This is a genomic window from Halorussus vallis (genome assembly GCF_024138165.1).
Lineage (GTDB): Archaea > Halobacteriota > Halobacteria > Halobacteriales > Haladaptataceae > Halorussus > Halorussus vallis.
The window spans coordinates 1150217-1166112 of the sequence record NZ_CP100000.1 but is presented as its reverse complement, the minus strand read 5'-3'; the positions used below and the strand labels follow the sequence as shown (position 1 = coordinate 1166112).

Annotated in this window: 16 protein-coding genes and 1 pseudogene; 7 read left to right on the top strand and 10 right to left on the bottom strand. The window is 67.4% G+C overall.

Annotated features, from left to right (window positions below; translation table 11 throughout):
- Positions 1-14: 14 nt before the first annotated feature.
- Entirely contained in the window at positions 15-473 is a 459-nt protein-coding gene (locus NGM07_RS06055) for a hypothetical protein (protein ID WP_253518374.1), read from the bottom strand.
- 167 nt (positions 474-640) lie between these two features.
- On the opposite strand from NGM07_RS06055, the gene NGM07_RS06050 reads away from it, so the two are divergent.
- A complete protein-coding gene (locus tag NGM07_RS06050; RefSeq protein ID WP_253518371.1) occupies positions 641-1858 on the top strand; it encodes an ABC transporter substrate-binding protein in 1218 nt (405 codons plus the stop codon).
- Between the two features lie 64 nt (positions 1859-1922).
- On the opposite strand, the gene NGM07_RS06045 is transcribed toward NGM07_RS06050, so the two are convergent.
- Positions 1923-2774 (bottom strand): eIF2B alpha/beta/delta subunit family protein, encoded by an 852-nt coding sequence (locus tag NGM07_RS06045; protein ID WP_253518368.1) that lies wholly within the window; start codon positions 2772-2774, stop codon positions 1923-1925.
- A gap of 203 nt (positions 2775-2977) precedes the next feature.
- On the opposite strand from NGM07_RS06045, the gene NGM07_RS06040 reads away from it, so the two are divergent.
- A complete protein-coding gene (locus NGM07_RS06040; RefSeq protein ID WP_253518365.1) occupies positions 2978-3325 on the top strand; it encodes a DUF7969 family protein in 348 nt (115 codons plus the stop codon).
- A gap of 182 nt (positions 3326-3507) precedes the next feature.
- Here NGM07_RS06040 and NGM07_RS06035 read toward each other — a convergent pair whose 3' ends face one another.
- The 5 genes from NGM07_RS06035 to NGM07_RS06015 form a co-directional block, all read right to left on the bottom strand.
- A complete protein-coding gene (locus NGM07_RS06035) occupies positions 3508-3702 on the bottom strand; it encodes a DUF8015 family protein (protein WP_253518362.1) in 195 nt (64 codons plus the stop codon).
- 131 nt (positions 3703-3833) lie between these two features.
- Positions 3834-4094, bottom strand: coding sequence for a hypothetical protein (locus tag NGM07_RS06030; RefSeq protein WP_253518359.1), 261 nt, complete (start codon positions 4092-4094; stop codon positions 3834-3836).
- A gap of 240 nt (positions 4095-4334) precedes the next feature.
- Entirely contained in the window at positions 4335-4508 is a 174-nt protein-coding gene (locus NGM07_RS06025) for a hypothetical protein (protein WP_253518357.1), read from the bottom strand.
- 127 nt (positions 4509-4635) lie between these two features.
- Complete coding sequence (locus NGM07_RS06020; RefSeq protein ID WP_253518355.1) at positions 4636-6093, bottom strand: RtcB family protein; 1458 nt, start codon at positions 6091-6093, stop codon at positions 4636-4638.
- Between the two features lie 661 nt (positions 6094-6754).
- Positions 6755-7165, bottom strand: a complete 411-nt coding sequence (locus tag NGM07_RS06015) for an archease (RefSeq protein WP_253518353.1) — start codon at positions 7163-7165, stop codon at positions 6755-6757.
- Between the two features lie 150 nt (positions 7166-7315).
- On the opposite strand from NGM07_RS06015, the gene NGM07_RS06010 reads away from it, so the two are divergent.
- The 4 genes from NGM07_RS06010 to NGM07_RS05995 all read left to right on the top strand — a co-directional run bounded on the left by NGM07_RS06010 (position 7316) and on the right by NGM07_RS05995 (position 11215).
- Entirely contained in the window at positions 7316-7813 is a 498-nt protein-coding gene (locus NGM07_RS06010) for a GNAT family N-acetyltransferase (RefSeq protein ID WP_253518352.1), read from the top strand.
- Positions 7814-7927: 114 nt separating this feature from the next.
- Positions 7928-8833 (top strand): site-2 protease family protein, encoded by a 906-nt coding sequence (locus tag NGM07_RS06005; RefSeq protein WP_253518350.1) that lies wholly within the window; start codon positions 7928-7930, stop codon positions 8831-8833.
- Positions 8834-9057: 224 nt separating this feature from the next.
- Positions 9058-10233, top strand: a complete 1176-nt coding sequence (gene priS / locus NGM07_RS06000) for a DNA primase small subunit PriS (protein WP_253518348.1) — start codon at positions 9058-9060, stop codon at positions 10231-10233.
- A 10-nt stretch (positions 10234-10243) separates the two neighbouring features.
- The gene (locus tag NGM07_RS05995; protein ID WP_253518345.1) at positions 10244-11215 is read left to right on the top strand and encodes a hypothetical protein; all 972 of its coding nucleotides are present in this window, start codon (positions 10244-10246) and stop codon (positions 11213-11215) included.
- A 247-nt stretch (positions 11216-11462) separates the two neighbouring features.
- Here NGM07_RS05995 and NGM07_RS05990 read toward each other — a convergent pair whose 3' ends face one another.
- Positions 11463-13727, bottom strand: coding sequence for a CDC48 family AAA ATPase (locus NGM07_RS05990; RefSeq protein WP_253518343.1), 2265 nt, complete (start codon positions 13725-13727; stop codon positions 11463-11465).
- Positions 13724-13972: a DUF7127 family protein gene (locus NGM07_RS05985; RefSeq protein ID WP_253518340.1), complete on the bottom strand. Its 249-nt coding sequence runs from the start codon at positions 13970-13972 to the stop codon at positions 13724-13726. Before NGM07_RS05985 ends, NGM07_RS05990 begins: the two co-directional genes overlap by 4 nt.
- Positions 13973-14270: 298 nt before the next feature.
- Between NGM07_RS05985 and NGM07_RS05980 the strand changes: the two are divergent.
- Positions 14271-15052: pseudogene (locus NGM07_RS05980) on the top strand (alpha/beta fold hydrolase).
- 7 nt (positions 15053-15059) lie between these two features.
- Here the strand turns inward: NGM07_RS05980 and panB are convergent.
- Complete coding sequence (gene panB / locus NGM07_RS05975; protein WP_253518335.1) at positions 15060-15875, bottom strand: 3-methyl-2-oxobutanoate hydroxymethyltransferase; 816 nt, start codon at positions 15873-15875, stop codon at positions 15060-15062.
- Between the last annotated feature and the right edge of the window lie 21 nt (positions 15876-15896).

The following is a 15896-nucleotide window of genomic DNA, read 5'->3' as shown; positions in this document are numbered from 1 at the left end:
GCCCGGTGTGGCGTTCAGCCCAACTGCTCGTCGGTCCGCTCCTCGGGCGCGAATTTGAGGATTATCCGCGAGATGGCGTGCTCGAACAGCAACAGGACGTTGTACGTGATCGTCGCCTGGAAGCCGACGACGCCGAACGCGACGAACGCCGTCACCCCTGCGCCGGCCGCGGCCCTGATGAGCAGGAACGCCACCAGAAGGTTGCCGAGCGTCGAACTGACGTGGACCATCGACGCGACGATGAGGTGCTGGTCGGTTTCGGGCGTCGCGTTCGTGAACAGTTGCCCGAACGCGGCGACCGCCAGCGCGGCGAACCCCAGCACCGCGCCCGTGACGTAGGCGAATATCTCGACGGCGGTCGGCGTGCCGTACGTCGTCAACAGCAGCGCGCCGGCCCCCCAGATGGTCAGCGTGTAGCCGTACGCCTTCGTCTCGGCGACGCAGTTCTCCGCGAGTTCCTCTCGGGGGTCCATCGTCGGCGGTACGTCGCCCGCTCCCTTCGGCTTAGCGGCTCACCGTCGAAACCCTTCTTCCCGCCCGTCGCCGGCCGCGACCGCACCCACCCCGCGACAGAGGCGTCAGGAGGACCGAGACGACGTAAAACCGGAGGAGCCATATACTTTTAGGCCAGCCTAAATTCATGGGGCGGACGAACGACGAGCGTTCGACGCGTCGCCGGTTCCTCGCGGCCGGCGCGGGCATCGCGGCGCTCGGACTCGCGGGCTGTACCGGGAACGCCGACCGGACGACGACCGAAGCGACGACGGAGGCGACCGCCGACGACGCGGCGGGGACGACCGCCGATGCGGCCACCACGACCGCCGATTCGGGCCCGTACACGGTGACGATGGCGCCGATGGGCGACGTCGAGTTCGAGTCGGTGCCCGAGACGTGGATGGCGTACTTCAGCACCTACGGCGACATGGGTATCGCGCTCGGTCAACTCGACGGTCTGCAGGGACTGATATTCACCGAGAACTGGCCGCTGCAGTTCTACGACTCCCTGCCGGGCGTCGACGTCTCGTTCGACGGCGTCTGCCAGTTGCACGCCGAGGGCGGCATCGCCAAGGAGGCGTTCTACGAACTCGACTGCGACGTCCATCTGATGGACCCCAACTTCATCGCCCGACTCGACGACTCGTGGTCCCGGAGCGACTTCGCGGAGATCTCGACCAACGTCGGACCCATCGTCGGCAACTACATCCGGCGCGACGACGAGCCGTGGCACGACTACCGGTACTACTCGCTGTACGAGGCCTTCGAGAAGGTCGCGGCCGTCTTCCAGGAGCGCGAGCGTTACGAGGCGCTGGCGGCGGTCCACGACGAGTTCGTCGGAAACCTCGAGTCGAAACTTCCCCCGATGTCCGAGCGACCGGAGATAGGCCTGCTCTCGATCAACTCCCAGTTCGAGAAGGGGTCGTTCTACGCCTACCCCATCGGCACGGGCAACGGCAAGAAGCAGTACCAGGACCTCGGCGTCCGCGACGCGTTCGGACCGCACATCGACGGCGGGTACGCGGAGTGGGACTACGAGGCGCTGCTGGAGGTCGACCCCGAGATTCTGGTGTTCTCCTACGGGTTCTCGCACGCGACCCGCGCGGAGTTCGACGAGAAGATCGAACTGATGGCCGACCACCCTATCGGGAGCCAACTGTCCGCGGTCCAGAACGACCGACTCTACCGCGGCGGCAGTTCCTACCAGGGACCGGTGCTCAACCTCCTGCAGACGGAAGCCGCCGCCAAGCAGTTCTATCCCGACGTCTTCGGCGAGTGGCGGGGCCTGGAGACGCTGGCGGCGAAAGGCGAGCAACTGTTCGACCACGCCCACGTCGCCGACGTCATCCGCGGGGAATTCTGACGCCCGCCATGGGCAGACGCGACCGGTGACCGGCGGCCGAATCTCGCCGGTTCGGCCGCCCTCGTCAGTACTCTCGGACGCCCTCGTCGGTGACCACGGTGTCGAGCAGTCGGGTCGGCGTGGCGTCGTAGGCCGGGTTCTCGACCTCGAATCCCTCGGAGGGTTCGAGCAGGACCTCGCTGGGCGACCGGTAGTCGTTCTCGAAGCGGAACCCCTCGCCGACCAGTTTCGCCGACGACCCGACGACGGTGACCGGGACGCCGACCTCGGCGGCGGTCGCCGCCAGCGGGAACGTGCCGACGCGGTTGTAGAGGGTGTCGTCGACGATGCAGTCCATGCCGAGGAACACGCGGTCGCAGTCGGGCAGGTAGTGGCCGCACGCGCCGTCGACGACCAGGTGGGTGGTCACCCGGTCCATCCCGGCGAGCGTCCGGGCGGTCTTGCGCCCGAGGTAGCGCGGCCGGGCCTCGGTGACGTACACGTCGAGGTAGTAGCCCTCCGAGACGACGCGCTCGATGGCCTCCAGGACGGTCGAGGAGTAGTCGTGGGTCAGCACCGTCATGCCGTCCTCGAAGAACTCCGCGGCGTTGCCGGCCGCCCGTCGCTTGGCGGTTTCGACCTGCTCGCTCACCTCCGTGACGGCGTCTTCGAGTTTCGCTTTGGCCGCGTCGACCGAGTCGGCCTCGGCGTCGGTGACCATCGAGACGATGGCGCGCTGGGTCGTCACCAGCGAGGCGTGGGAGGGGTTGGCCCGCCGGAGCGCCGAGGAGTTGCGTTCGAGCGCGCGTTCGAACTCCTCGACCGAGGCGAACTCCCGGTCGAGCAACTCCCGGAGCGCGCGGGCGGCCTTCACGGCGACGACGGAGGAGCTGTGGGTCTTCATCTCCCTGATCTCCTCGACCGTCTCGTCTATCATACGTCAACGCTCTCCCGGCCGGGCCAAATGTCTTGCTCATCGGCCGTCGGCGTCGCTTCGACTCGCCCGGTTTCGCCGCCTCGGCGGCCGTCTCCCACGCTTTACTTTTCGTCAGTCTACCCTTCGACCGACCAAACCGCCGCTTCGTCCGGCGACCCCCGTCCCCCACCGCGATTAAGGGCGTGGGTCGCGTACGTCCGTCGATGACTGGGGTTCGGTACTACTGCCCGCGGTGCGGGTCCGTCGCCACGCTCGACCGAGACGCCTACCTCGCCGACAAGTGTGTGACGCCGACGCCCCTCGAGGGCTGGGAGTACGCGGCGGTCTACGAGGAGTACGAGCGGGCCGACGGCGTCGAAATCGTCTGCGGGGCCAGCGAAACCGAGGGCGAAGGGTGCGGCGACGTCTACTACCTTAGCTTCGTGAAGTACGAGGACGGCGACGAGGTCGACCCGGCCGAGCGCTCGTTCGTCCCGCCGACCGTCGACGGACCGTCGATACCGTCCGACGACTCGGACGACGACGGTCCGCGGTTCGACTTCCGGCCGTAGGTTCGGACGTCGCCGGCGAACGGAGCGGTCAGAGCGGTCGGGCGGCCAAAGGGCCGCCCGACCGCTCGAACTCAAAGATCTGCCGGACGGAACACTGGATAGCGGAGAGTTCGATGCGAAAAGAGCGGAGAAGAGTTAGCAGGAAAGAGTCAGTAGAGACGTCGTAGACGGAGATTCGGTTTCTACTTCGAGGCGACCGGCGCGGGGCCGGCGTCGGTCGGCGTCCGAACGAACATGGCGTGGCCGATGACGCCGACCGAGACGACGCCGGCCATCGGGACGGCCGCCGTGAGTCCGACGCCGACGGTGGTCAGGACGGCGGTGAGGCCGAGCAGTGCGAGCGGAATCAGAGCGAGAACGAGGTCGTAGTAATTCATGCGTACTCTGTACTACGACCCGTGGGTATATGAATCTATGGGGTAGAATATAGAAATCGTACGCATAAGTTATGGGGCGAGTACGTACTCCTCGGCGGTCGAAGAGCGGAGAATTCGGGAACGAGAAGGACTCAATCGCCCGAAGAACGCCGGTCGACGACCGATTTTGTCTGCGCGGCGTCGATGCCGAACAGGAACCCCGACAGGAAGAGGAGTTCGTTGCCCAGATAGTAGCGTTCGACGACGTAGTTCACCAGTCCGACGTCGACGTTCGTGATGCCGAACAGCACCAGCACGAGTGCGACGACGGCGGCCAGGCCGGCGAACCACCGGACGACGGTGCCGGAGACCAGGCCGACGACGAACACGACGACGGCGGTGAAGAGACTCATCCGCGTTCGGATAGGTCGAAGAATCGCTTCAAGCTATCGTCGGGGGTCACTTCCGGGGAGTTACCCCGTCCGGCGCTCCACCCGCACGCCGTCCGCGTCACCGGCAGTCCCGTCGGCGAAGTCCGGTTCGTCGTCCGTCCTCGGTCGGGTCAGACCGACGACCGTCGGTCTGACCCGACCGATTCGGTCAGGCTACGCCCGACCCGGACACCCGTATCGACTCCGTGAGGAGGGACTCGGTCAGTTCTCGGCGGCTTGCCCCAGGAACCACTGGACGAACACCGCGTCGAGGACGGCTATTCCGAGGACGAGCAGTTGGAGCGTGCCCTCCAGAAAGAGGAGCGCGACGGCGGCGAGGACGGTTCCGCTGGACAGGCCGATTCCCCATCTGAGGGCGGGATTTCGAAGTTGCATGCCTAATTCCTCTCGGAACAGGATAAAAAACTAACCGTTTCGCCGGACCCGCCGTGACCGACCGAACTCCGTTTCTTCTACTTCGAGCACCGGCCGCTGCTCGAAAACGCCGAGTCCGCCCGCCGCACTACCCCTTGATGTTGCAGACGGGGTAGGTTCGGGCTACCTTGTCGCCGATACCGAGCGCGTCGGAAACCTTCACGACCTCGTCGACGTCCTTGTAGACTCCCGGCGCTTCCTCGGCGACGGTCGCGCCGCTCTGGGCCTTGACGTAGATGTGTTGCTGTTCGAGTTCGTCCTGGACGTCGCCGCCCCAGAAGTCCTGCTTGGCCTGGGTTCGGCTCATGACCCGCCCCGCGCCGTGGGCGGTCGAGCCGAAGGTGAGGTCCATCGACGCCTCGCCGCCCCGGAGGACGTAGCTCCCCGCGCCCATACTTCCGGGGATGATGATGGGCTGGCCCACGTCGAGGTACGCGCCGGGCACCTCGGGGTGGCCGGCGGGGAACGCCCGCGTCGCGCCCTTCCGGTGGACGTAGAGTTCTCGCTCCTCGCCGTCCACGTCGTGGGTTTCCTTCTTGGCGATGTTGTGGGCCACGTCGTACAGCAGGTCCATCTCCATCGACTCCCAGTCGCGGCCGAACACCTTCTCGAACACCTGCCGGACCCGGTGCATGATGAGCTGTCGGTTCACCCACGCGAAGTTGATGGCCGCGCACATCGCGTCGTAGTAGTCCTCGGCGAGTCGGCTTCCGGCGGGCGCGGCCGCGAGTTCCTTGTCGGGCAACTTCGCGAGCAGGTCCGAGTGAGACTTCTCGATGTCCCGGAGGTAGTCGGTGCAGACCTGGTGGCCCAGCCCCCGACTGCCGCAGTGGATGAGCACGACGATCTGGTCCTCCTCGAGGCCGTAGGCGTCGGCCACGTCGTCGAGGTAGGTGTCGGTCACGCGCTGGACTTCGAGGAAGTGATTGCCCGACCCGAGGCTTCCGATCTGGTTCTTCCCGCGGTCCTTGGCCTTCTGGGACACCTTCGCGGGGTCGCTGTCGTGGCGGACGCCCTCGTCCTCGCAGTGGGCGAGGTCCTCCGGGACGGCCCAACCCTCTTCGAGGGCCCACTCCATCCCGCGGTCGAGGATGGCCTCGACGGTGTCGATGTCGCCCTCGACCACGCCGCCGCCGCCGAGTCCCGACGGGACGTTGGCGAACAGGGCGTCGACGAGTTCCTCCTCGCGGCCCCGCACGTCGTCGTAGGTCAGGTTCGTCCGCATCATCCTGACGCCGCAGTTGATGTCGTAGCCCACGGCGCCCGGCGAGATGCAGCCCTCCTCGGTGTCGATGCCGGCCACGCCGCCGACCGGGAAGCCGTAGCCCTGGTGGCCGTCGGGCATGCAGACGTTGTACTTCTGGACCCCCGGCAGGTGGGTCGAGTTTCTGAGCTGTTCGAGCGTCTTGTCGTCGGCGATCTGGTCGAGAAGAGGTTCGCTGGCGAGCACCCGCCCGGGGACGCGCATGTCGCCCTCGCGCGGAATCTCCCAGACGTACTCCCGCACCTTCCGGAGCGTGACGTCGCCGACCTCGTAGGTGTCCATGTTCGGGAGTTCGGGGTTCGCGCCGGAATACGTTTCGCACTGCTTCGAGCCTTCGGCAGTTGGTGGAAGTAGAGCAGACTGAGGATGGAACTGCAGACGAGAGCCGGCCATCGTTCGTGCACCACGACGAGCACCGCACCACAGACTGCCACTCACACGATTCAAACGAGTAAACCGCACCGCAACCGCGAGCCACCTACCTCCCCAGCCGACTCCTTCACGCCCCTGCGGGGCGCTCAGTCGTCCCTCGCGCGGATTGGGTGCGACACGAAGTCGCACCAGCGCGCGCCATGCTTCAAGCGTCGGTTCGTGCATCTTCACAGCCGACGCGGCGCGCAGTCGGCGCTTCATGCGGCGACAAGGTCACACGAGGGATGAGCGAGCGACCGCAAGGAGTGAGCGAATCGGTTGGGGAGGTTCGTGGTAGAGTTGCGGTTTGGGTGGATGAAAGGGGCCGCCCGCTCGCGCCCGAAGGGCGTGGTCGTCTCAGCGACCCCTATTAGCGAGCGCCGGCAGGCGCGAGCCGAATATATCGCTGAGCGACCGCGAGCGGGCGGGGGGCTTTCTGGCTGTTCTCGTTATCTGTTGATGCAGTTGTTCGTGGCGAACGGGCGGTCGTTACTCCGCTCGCCCGCCGACGAAAACCAGCAGAAACGCCGTCTCAAACGTCGAAGACCACGTACGCCCGCCACCCGTCCGCAGTTTCCGCCACTTCCATCTCGGAGTAGGTCACGGCCTTGACTTCCCGCGCGCCGAGGCCCGCGAGCGGAACGCCGCGGGCGCTCGCCGACAGCGACCACTCGCCGTCTTTTTCGCGAACCTCAACCCGGTGGTCCACCGGAAGCACGCCGCGAACGTCGCGCTCGTAGATGAGTTCGTCGAGGTAGTCGAACAACAGCGCCTCGCGACTCTCGGCCTGCACTTCGAGGTCGAACCGCTCGCCGGTCGCCGGAATCTCGTCGCACATCGCCGCGGCCAGGCCGTCGGCGACGGCGGCGAACGCCGCGTCGAGGGTCGGGCCGGACGCCGCGACGGCGATGTCGGCGGTGTGGTTGCGGAGTTCGTAGCTCACGTCCGGGACGACGCGGCGGTGCGGGAAAGCGCTTTACTATCGGTCGGCGGGTCGTCGACGACGCCGCTGTCCCCGGGACCGCCGCGCCGCCTGCACGTGTGCCAACGTATGGCGGTGGAGTTATATTCACCACGCACATACGGACGCGTAGTGAGCGTCAAGGTCGAAACCGAAATCGCGCTCCCCGGGGACGAGAGCTACGTCGACGCGGCGTGGCAACTCAAAGAGCGCATCCGGCGCGAGGAGAATGTGTTGAAACAGCGCCGCGGGTTCTTCGTCGACGCCTACCGGCGCTCGACGGTCCACCTCCTCGTGGCCGACGACACCGGCGACGCGGCCGACCAGCGACTGATGGGGTTCGCGGCGGTCCGACGAGACGGTTACATCCTCTTTCTGGCGGTTTCGCCCGAGTTCCGCGGCGAGGGCGTCGGCGCGCGACTCGTGGGCCGGGTCGCCGAGGACCACGACTCGGTCACCTGCCACGCCCGCGCGACCAACGAGAACGCGATGGGTTTCTACGAGCACCTCGGCTTCGAGATCGAGCGCCGCATCGACAACTACTACGAGGACGGCGGCGACGCCTACTACCTCCGACTGGGCGACGACGGCGGCATCACCAAGAAGCTCTCGGACTTCATGCGCGGGTGAGGCGGGCGACCGGTTCGCGCCGACCTCCCAGAACAGCCCAGAACAGTTTTGTGTGAGCCGTGAGCTATCTCGGTCGTGTCGCCGAGCGTACGAAACCTACTCCGTGCAATCGAGATGCGTTTCGACGCGGTCGAGACGCGCCTCAACGAGGCGCTCCCCGGTCCCCTGAAGGTGGGCTTTCTGACCCTCTATCTCTTCTCGACGACGACCGCCGACCGCCTCGACGCGGCGGCGAGCCACTCGGCGTGGGACCGCTGGACCGATGCCGGCGTCGCCTCCCTGTTCGCGTTGCAAGTCGGCGGGATGGCGCTGATCTCGTTCGCGGCGTGGTCGGCGCTCGGCCGGACCCGCGCCACCGCGCTGAACGACCCCGTGAACGCCGTGGCGGTGCCGGGCCTCAACGACTTCATGCCCCTCGCGGCCGCGCCCTACGTCGTGGTAGGACTGGTCGTCGCCACCGTCGTCCACGAGGTGGGCCACGCCGTCGCGTGTCTGCGGGCCGACGTTGACGTCGAGGAGTGGGGCGTCGCGCTCCTGCTGGGCGTCGTCCCGCTCGCGGCGTACGTCCTGCCCGACGAGGCCATCGACGACGCCTCGGTGCGCGACCGGTTGCGGATGTACGCGGTCGGCGTCTTCCACAACCTCCTGGTGGCCATCGCCGCGCTCGCGGTCCTCTACTCCCCGTTTGCGGCGTCGCCCGGCGAGGCCTACCTGACGTGCTTCGGGTGGGCGCTGGTCGGCGGAACGCCGCCGACCGCGGCGACGGTCGGCGCGCTCGGCGCGTTGACCAACTGCTGTTTCTGGCTGGCGCTGCTGAACGCCAACTTCGCCGTGCTGAACGCCCTCCCTGTTTCGGCCTTCGACGGCGGTCGCGCGCTGACGCTGGCGCTCCGGGAGTCGACTGCCCGCGTCGGCGTGACGCTACCGCCGGTCGCCGAGTCGGCGGTCGTGAACGGCGCGTCGGTCCTCGCGCTGGGACTCGTCGTAGTCGCCGTCGTCGGTCCGGCGTTGCCGATTTGAAACCGCGAATGCGCCAGGCCCGGCTTCCTGGTGAGCGATGGCAAACTGATCCACCGGCAGGATGGGACTTTCGAAACGGTCGGAGTAACGGCACCAACTGCAGTGTCGAGCGAGGAGGTTCCGACGGCCGACTCGACTGGTGATTCCTTCGAAGCATCGTCCCACCACCGCCGACGCGTCGATAGATAATCTTAAAGACGCAGCCCGAACATACCCGAGACAGCATGGAAGAACGTACTCGCGCCTACCTCCGGGGCCGCTTTCGCGACCACTACCGTCGCACGGACCCGACGCCGCCGCCGGACCCCGAGGCGCGCGAGTGGGGCTACATCCCCTGGACGAGCGGACCGACGACGATGGTCCGCCACCAGTCGCTGTTGGAACTCGGGGAGGTATCCGACTTCCTCCAGCGCGAGCGTCCGCGCCACGTCTACTTCTCGGCCGGGCGCTACGACGACCCCGGCGCCGACGACATGGACTCGAAGGGGTGGCGAAACTCCGACCTCGTCTTCGACCTCGACGCCGACCACCTGCCGGGCGTCGACCCCGAGGGCGACTCCTACGCCGAGATGCTCGCCGACTGCAAGGACGAACTCCGGAAACTGCTCTCGTTCCTCGAAGACGACTTCGGCTTCGAGGACCTCACCGTCGTCTTCTCGGGCGGCCGGGGCTACCACGTCCACGTCCGCGACGAAGGCGTCCTGCACCTCGACCGCGACGAGCGCCGCGAGATCGTCGACTACGTCCTCGGGTCGGGCGTGGAACTCGACCAACTCGCCGACAGTGAACTGGTCGACGGCATGGGTCTGAAGAACCCCGTCGAGAAGCGCCGCTTGCAGACCGACGGCGGATGGGGCGCCCGCGCCCACCGCCGCGCGATGGCGTTCGTCGACGAACTGCTGGCGATGGACGAAGAGGACGCGCTCGAACGACTCCAGGAGTTCGAGGGGTTCGGGCCGAAGAAGTCGGCGACGATGCTCGGGGCGGCCCGCGACCGATACGAGGCCCTGGAGAACGGCAACCTCGAAGTCGGCGGGAGCGCCGGCCGGGACGTGTTCGAACGCTTCCTGACCGTGGCGCTCGAAGCGGAGGCGGCCGCCATCGACGAACCGGTCACGACCGACACCCACCGGCTCATCCGCCTGCCAGGGAGCCTCCACGGCGGCACCGCACTGGAGGTGTGCCACGTCGCGCGCGACGAGTTGGACGACTTCGACCCGCTGGTCGACGCGGTGCCCGAGACGTTCGTGGGCCACGACGTCACGGTCGAAGTATCGGAACCCGGAGTGGTTGAGTTGAACGACGAAACATTTACCGTTCCGGAGGGTGACGTTTCAGTTCCTGAATACGTGGCCGCGTTCCTGATGGCGCGCGGCCGGGCCGAGAAGGGCAGAGAATGAGAGTCGTAGCATGAATCTGGACGAACTCCGCACGGTACAGAGCAAGGAGCGGTCGAAGGACAGCCTCCAGCACCTGCGGGAGTCGTTCTACGCAGACGTTGGCAAGTACATCGCGTCGCTGAAGGACCAGCGCGAGTACGCCGCCGAACAGTCCGACAACCCCTTCGACGACCCCGAGGTCAACCGCCTGACCGACGAGATAAACACGGCCGAGGAGGTCGTCGAGGCGGTGTACGAGCGCCGGGTCGGCAAGGTGGTCAAGCGCGCCAGCCTCGCGGCGGCCGGGATGCCCGCCGACGAGGAGGGCCTGACCAACGAGGAGCAGGAACTGTTCAACGAACTGGTCGCGCGCATCGAGTCGAACAAGGAGGACGTGCTGGCGGTGCTGTCCGGCGAGGACGGCGGGGCCGGAACCGGGCGCGTCCCCTCGGACCCCGGCGGCGCGCCCACGCCGACGCCCGACGCGTCGGCGAACGAGGCGAACGCCGAAGGGGCCGACCCCGCGGGCGCGTCGAACCCACAGTCCGACGGCGTGAGCGCCGCCGACGTGATGGGTGGCGGAGACGAGTCGGCCGGCGACGCGTCGCCGGCCGACTCGCCGGGAGAGGTGTCCGCGCACGGCGCGGGTGCGTCCGCCGCCGAGGCCGAATCGGTCGCGGGCGGTCGGGACAGCGACGACGACCGCCCGACCGACGAAGCCGCCGCCATCGCCGGTGACTCCGACGCCGGTAACGACGAGGCGTCCGGCGGAAGCGCCGCGGGCGCGGCTGACGAGATGGCGGCCGACGAGTCGGCGTCGGCCGCCTCGGACCCGACCGCCGGCCTCGCCGAGCGCACGACGGTCCGCATCACCCACGACGTCGGCGAGATCTTCGGGGTCGACGAACGCACCTACGACCTCGAAACCGAGGACGTGGTGACCCTGCCCTCGGAGAACGCCGCGCCGCTGGTCGAGCGCGGCGCGGCCGAGAAATTGGAGTAGACGGCACAGTACCCTTTTACGACTTTGTACGAAAAATAACCGCGACGAAGAGTGACGCCTTCATCCTGCGGTCACGCACTCGCAGTCCTCCCGCGAGCGAAGCGAGCGGGCCGAGGAACCACCGACGGAATGGGAAGGCGGCGAAGCCGCCTTCCCGTGACGGTAGGTGGTGACGACGTGCTTTTCATGAACGTTTTCCCAGCGAGGAAACGCGGCTTCGCCGCGTTTCCGAGCGCAGGAAAAGGTTCTATTGGAACGTCCGGCCGAGTTGGTCCTGTTCGGCCTCGGGTTCGGCCGTGTCGAAGCGCTCTTCGATCTCGTCGTAGCGCTCGCGGACCTGCTCGGTCACGCTCGGGGTGATCTCTTCGAGCGCGTGCTCGAAGTGCTCCCGGCTGATGCGGACGTTCCCGACGCTATCGCCGATCTCCTCGGAGTCCACGCTGTGGATGAACTCCCGGCTGGCGGCCATCGAGGCCTCGCGGGTGACCGCCTCGATGTCGGCGCCGACGTAGCCCTGGGTTTCGCTGGCGAGCCAGTCGAGGTCGACGTCGTCGGCCACCGGCTTGTTTCGGGTGTGGACCTCGAAGATGGCGCGCCGAGCGTCCTCGTCGGGCACCGGCACGTGGACGTGGCGGTCCAGCCGACCCGGGCGCAGTAGCGCGTTGTCGATGAGGTCGGGCCGGTTCGAGGTGGCGATGACGACCACGTCTTCGAGTTCCTCCAGCCCGTCGAGTTCGGTCAGCAGCTGCGAGACGACGCGCTCGCTGACCTGCGAGCCGCCGCCCTGGCCGCTTCCGCGCTCGGTGGCGATGGAGTCGATCTCGTCGAAGAACACCACGGTCGGGGCGTTCTCCCGGGCCTTGCTGAACACCTCGCGGACGCCCTTCTCGGACTCGCCGACCCACTTGCTCAGCAGTTCGGGACCCTTGATGGAGATGAAGTTGCTGTCGCTCTCGTTGGCGACGGCCTTCGCCATCAGGGTCTTGCCCGTGCCGGGCGGGCCGTACAGCAGCACGCCCTTGGCGGCCTGCATGTCCAGCGCGTCGAACACCTCGGGGTACTCCAGGGGCCACTGGATGGTCTCGCGCAGGCGCTCTTTGGTGTCCTCCAATCCGCCGACCTGTTCCCAGGTGACGTCGGGGACTTCGACGAACACCTCGCGGAGCGCGGAGGGTTCGATGCCCTTCAGCGCGTCCTTGAAGTCGCCCTCGGTGACCTGGAGTTGGTCGAGCACGTCGGCCGGAATCTCCTCGGATTCGAGGTCGATTTCGGGCCGGATGCGCCGGAGCGCGTTCATCGCCGCCTCCTTGGCGAGGTTCTCCAGGTCGGCGCCGACGAAGCCGTGGGTGTTGTCGGCGTACTCCTCGAGGTCGATGCCGTCGGCCAGCGGCATGCCGCGGGTGTGGACCTGCATGATCTCGAGGCGACCGTCCCGGTCCGGGACGCCGATCTCGATCTCGCGGTCGAAGCGGCCGGGTCGCCGGAGCGCGGGGTCGACCGCGTCGACCCGGTTCGTGGCGGCGATGACGGTGACTTCGCCGCGCTCTTCGAGACCGTCCATCAACGAGAGCAACTGGGCCACGACGCGGCGTTCCACGTCGCCGCCGGCCTCCTCGCGCTTGGGCGCGATGGAGTCGAGTTCGTCGATGAAGACGATAGCCGGCGCGTTCTGCTCGGCCTCCTCGAACACCTCCCGGAGCTGCTCTTCGGACTCCCCGTAGTACTTCGACATGATCTCGGGGCCCGAGATGGTCTGGAAGTGGGCGTCGATCTCGTTGGCGACGGCCTTCGCCATCAGGGTCTTACCCGTGCCCGGCGGTCCGTGGAGCATCACGCCCTTCGGCGGGTCGATGCCCAACCGGCTGAAGAGCTCGGGGTGGCGCATCGGGAGCTCGATCATCTCCCGGACCTGTTCGAGTTCCCCTTCGAGGCCGCCGATGTCCTCGTAGGTCACGCTCGGCGCGCCTTCGCCGCCGCTGGCGCCGCCCGAGGCGATCTCCTCGGCGGGGCGCTCGCTGATGTCGATGTTGGTCGAGTCGGTCACGACGACCGTCCCGCTGGGGTCGGTGTTGGCGATCTTCAGGGGAATCGACTGCCCCGAACCCATCCCCATCAGCCCGAAGCCGAACGGGACGTTCTGGCCCTGGGTGATGGCCTGTCCGCTGAGCTTGTCGCGGACGTGGGGCGCGATGTTCCCGCGAATCTGGAGGTTCTGCGGGAGCGCAATGGTCACGGAGTTGGCGGGCTTGACGTCGGCCTTCTCGATGGTGACCTTGTCGTCGATGCCCACGCCGGCCTCCTGGCGGAGTTGGCCGTCGATGCGGACGACGCCGTGGCCCTCGTCCTCGGGGTAGCCGGGCCAGACCCGCGCGACGGCTCGGCCCTGCTCTCTCCCCTCGATGACGATGTAGTCGCCGTTCTCGACGCCGAGTTCTTGCATCGACCGGCGGTCGACGGCGGCGAGTCCGCGACCCGCGTCCTTCTGTTTTAACGGCTTGACAGTTAGCTTCATCGTCTCACCCCAATAGTGAGCACGCCGTTCGTGATAAACGCTTCCGCCCCTCCGTCGGGCAGCTCCAGCTCGAGCTGGCGAGGTTCGTCCTCGTCGTCGACCACGACGATGGCGACGTCGTCGAGCACGTCGACGCTGGCGTCCTCGTCGGCGACGCCTAGGTCGGCGACGAGCAGTTCCTCGTCGTCGTACTGGTAGTGGCGCGCGAAGATGTCTTCGCGCTCGGAAACTCGTTTGAGCGACATTTTGATACTAACTCTACGTTAGGCACACTACTATTTAAATCTTCCTACGAACAATCGCTATACGGCGTCGGGGTGCTATTCGAACGGCTGAATTGCGGTCCCGGGCTCCCGTCGCCGACTTTGACAGTCGGCGGGCGGAACTCCGTGGGCGGAACTCCGTGGGAGAACTCGGCGGGCGACGCTCGCGGAGCGTCGCCCGCCGCCGATTCGGCCTTCCGAACACCGAAGCGCACCGGAGCAGTCCGAGCACCGACGAGCACCGGAGGTTTGTTACTCCGCGCACGCGAACGCGTAGGATATGGAGATGGTGACACATCACGGTCGGACGACAGCCTACAGGGTCGCCGACCGCGGCGGCGAGGGGGCGACCGCTGCTCTGCGTCCACGGGTCGGGGGGGAACCCACGAGGTCTGGAAGGCCCAACTCGGCCGCCTGGCGAGCCGCCGCCCGGTCGCCGCGCTCGACCTGAGCGGTCACGGCGACTCCGAGGACTTCGACGCCGACGCCGGGTGGGAGTCGATTTCGGCCTACGCCGACGACGTGCTGGCGGTCGCCCGGGAAACCGACGCGGGCGTCCTCGTGGGCAACTCGCTGGGCGGTGCGGTCGCCATGCGACTGGCCGCCGAGCGCGACCACGACCTCGACGGCCTCGTGCTGGCCGGCACGGGCGCGAAACTCCCGGTGCTGGCCGACCTGCTGGAGTGGCTGGACGGGGACTTCGACCGGGCGGTCGAGTTCCTCCACGAACCCGACCGGCTGTTCCACGACGCCGACCCGCGCTACCGACGGCTCTCGATGGCGGCGATGGAGCGGGTCGGCCGCCGGGTCACCTCCCGGGACTTCCGGACCTGCCACGAGTTCGACCTCCGCGACCGCCTCGACCGGATTTCGGTGCCGACGCTCGCTCTCGCCGGCGAGCACGACCGACTCACCCCGCCGGAGTACCACGAGTACCTGGCCGAGGAGATTCCGGACTGCGAGTATCGCGAGATTCCGGACGCCGCCCACCTCGCCATGCTCGAAACGCCCGAGGCGTTCAACGACGCGGTGCGTTCGTTCCTGGACGAAAAAGGAGTCTGAGCGCCGCTCAGTAGATGTCGTCTATCTCGTCTTCGCTGTAGCTGTGTTCCTCGGCCGGGAATTCGCCGTCCTCGACCGCCTCCAGGTATCCCGAAACGGCTCGTTCCATCTCGGCTCTCACGTCGCCGAACTGCTCGGAGAAGTACGGGCTCCGGTCGCTCAGCCCGAACACGTCGTTGAGCACGAGCACCTGACCGTCGGTGTCCGGCCCCGCGCCGATGCCGATGGTCGGGATGTCGATGGCGTCGGTGATCTGGGCGGCGACGTTCGAGGGGACGTGTTCGAGCACGAGCGCGAACGCCCCGGCTTCCTCGTGGGCTTTCGCGAGCTCGAGCATCTCGCTCGCGCTCTCTTCGTCGGTGCCCTGCCGGAAGTAGCCGCCGAGTTGGTTGTACCGCTGGGGCGTGAGTCCGAGGTGGGCTATCACCGGCACGCCGATGTCGACCAGACGGTCGGTGAGGTCGACGGTGTGGGGCCCGCTCTCCAGTTTGATGGCGTTCGCCTCGGCCTCCTTCAGCATCTTCCCGCAGTTCTCGACGGCCTCGTCCGGGTCGGCACCGTAACTCAGGAAGGGCATGTCGGCGACGACCAGCGCGTCGTCGGTCGCGCGGGCGACCGCCGCGGTCCGGCTCCGCATCTCCTCGACCGTCACCGGGAGCGTCGAGTCGTAGCCCAGCACGGCGTTGCCCATGCTGTCGCCGACCAGAATGACGTCCACGCCCGCCTCGTCGACGATTTCGGCCGTCGGCGCGTCGTAGGCGGTCAGCATCGTGATGCGCTCCTCGCCGGCCATCTCCGCGAGGTCCTGGACAGTCGTTGCCATACGATAGTTCGGTCCCGCGGG